The organism is Nostoc sp. CALU 546 (assembly GCF_048836525.1).
The window spans coordinates 1-1,918 of record NZ_JAWJTF010000357.1 but is presented as its reverse complement, the minus strand read 5'-3'; the positions used below and the strand labels follow the sequence as shown (position 1 = coordinate 1,918).

Genomic DNA, 1,918 nt, shown 5'->3' with positions numbered 1-1,918 from the left:
CAACACGCCACTCATCACTCCAATAGCCTACATCAGCAGGGCTTTCGGCAATCAGAGAGAGAATCGATTGGGGAGGCGATGGTCTACGCTGCACCCAAGAGAGCGATACACTTCTATAGTTAAAGAAATAATTGCAAATCAAAACTTTTTAAGTTGTCGCGGGTCTTCATCCGGTGGATGCCAACCACCTTTGAGCCAAAGACGACGAGCTTTGACAATAGAGCCTTCATTATGACGTTCATCATTGAGGTCTAAACGATTAGATTACTTGTAGCTCGTCCTACAGAACTAATTCCAATAATTTTTAGACCATCTGCTGACCAAATAAAGTGGTCTGACCACTTTTCCTGACGTGGATTAAACAGAGGTAGCATCTGGCCTGTATCTGGATCAATTCCAGTGGTGAAATTGTAGCGGTATCCATTACAACGCTGACAGGCTAATGCCAGATTATCAGGTTCATCCGAACCCTTAAGAGACTGGGGTACAATATGGTCAATAGAAAATAGAGCAGCACTTGCTTCTTCTGAAGAATGACAGTATTCACAAAGAAATTTTGCTCTTTGTCTGACTAATTTTTTGGTTACATCATTAACTGTCATGATTCAGAAATGATTTTGGCATTAAGCAAGGTAAAAATTCTATCCAGTTCCAATATGCCTGCCAATTCAGCATCTTCTTCTGTGGTTAGCAATCCAGCTTTCTTTTTCTCAGACAATTCTTCGAGTCGAGACTGTAATTCTTCAGTAAATTTAAATAAATGTATGTCCCTAACTTTACTGAGTTTTATTCCAGAATCTACCCAGAATGAGGGTTGAACCATCATTTGAGTAATCATAGGCTGTATGTCTCGTTTAATTTAGCGGACTGGTGGTATTTTAACAGCGAATCTTCGGTTACCAAAGAAACTGTAGATAAATACTGGCAGCATAAAGACAAGGAGTACCAACATTATAAACGGCGATCGCTTCTTTAGGTAGTAAGAAGTAGGTTTGCTTAAAGTCACAGTTGGATAAAACCCAAGTGAAGACCTCCTTAAGCAATTGAGCCAAAGTTTACCCAATGTACGAAGCCAAACACTAAAGATTACGATCCTGACAGTAGGTTCTAGGGGTTGACTAGGTAAGTTGAGCTATTAGATGGCTTGGCTGAAAAATCCTAGACAATTGAAGAAGCAGCATCATCCCTCATACCCTACTAAATACTCTTGAACTAAAGGAAATAAAGCGATTGCCATCTGTTCAAATTTATCGCCGTCTGGATAGGGGCAAGATACAGCCAAGTTTTTGTCATTTTGCCAGTGCTTGTTATATGGTTCTGGGTCTAATGGTGCGTAGATGAAAGTTAACACCTGATCGCGCCACCAGCCACTTAACTGAATTAGTTTCTTTCCTGGTAACAAGTAAAAGTTAAAACTAGGATAGTAATTATGTTTGTGGAGAGAATCATAATCAATTAAACTATTTTGAAAGTAAGCTTCAAAATAAATAGCGTCTGATAAGCGATTGTAGACTCTTCCCTTCTCCTGGATAGGAGATACTTTAAAACGTAGCCAAGGGAAATGCACTTGGGCTATTTTTATTGCTGCAAGTTCAAATTCGATGGGAACAAGAACGTTATTATTCATTTTTTCCTTTGTGCTTTAAGAATAATTTAAAATATTTTGGGTTATTAATAACGTTTACTTTAGTGTACAATTCTCTAAAAATAAAATAATTTTACTAAAATTTAACTGAATTAATTAATATTCATTTAGTCACAGCTTCGATTTTGTGATTGTAAACGTTCTCGAATTAAGAGCGACCTACCATTGAGATAACGAGTGCAAACATTGGTATTTAATAAATACCTCACAGAATTTCTTCCCTTGTTTCAAAATCACCCTTATAGTCAATAACAATTGATTGGATCGTCTTGA

General features: G+C 37.5%; 3 protein-coding genes and 1 pseudogene. All 4 read right to left on the bottom strand.

Annotated features, from left to right (window positions below; all coding sequences use genetic code 11):
* Nucleotides 1–138 precede the first annotated feature (138 nt).
* Nucleotides 139–602, bottom strand: a pseudogene (locus tag RRG12_RS43640) (HNH endonuclease).
* The gene (locus RRG12_RS43635) at nucleotides 599–838 is read right to left on the bottom strand and encodes a hypothetical protein (RefSeq protein WP_163939136.1); all 240 of its coding nucleotides are present in this window, start codon (nucleotides 836–838) and stop codon (nucleotides 599–601) included. Before RRG12_RS43635 ends, RRG12_RS43640 begins: the two are co-directional and overlap by 4 nt.
* A gap of 58 nt (nucleotides 839–896) precedes the next feature.
* Complete coding sequence (locus RRG12_RS43630; RefSeq protein ID WP_289794497.1) at nucleotides 897–1,052, bottom strand: hypothetical protein; 156 nt, start codon at nucleotides 1,050–1,052, stop codon at nucleotides 897–899.
* 128 nt (nucleotides 1,053–1,180) lie between these two features.
* The gene (locus RRG12_RS43625) at nucleotides 1,181–1,627 is read right to left on the bottom strand and encodes a hypothetical protein (RefSeq protein ID WP_420759351.1); all 447 of its coding nucleotides are present in this window, start codon (nucleotides 1,625–1,627) and stop codon (nucleotides 1,181–1,183) included.
* Between the last annotated feature and the right edge of the window lie 291 nt (nucleotides 1,628–1,918).

What these genes read in the sequence shown, in the direction of transcription:
- RRG12_RS43635 (WP_163939136.1), bottom strand. Translation starts at nt 838, where the DNA reads ATGATTACTCAAATGATGGTTCAACCCTCATTCTGGGTAGATTCTGGA.
- RRG12_RS43625 (WP_420759351.1), bottom strand. Translation starts at nt 1,627, where the DNA reads ATGAATAATAACGTTCTTGTTCCCATCGAATTTGAACTTGCAGCAATA.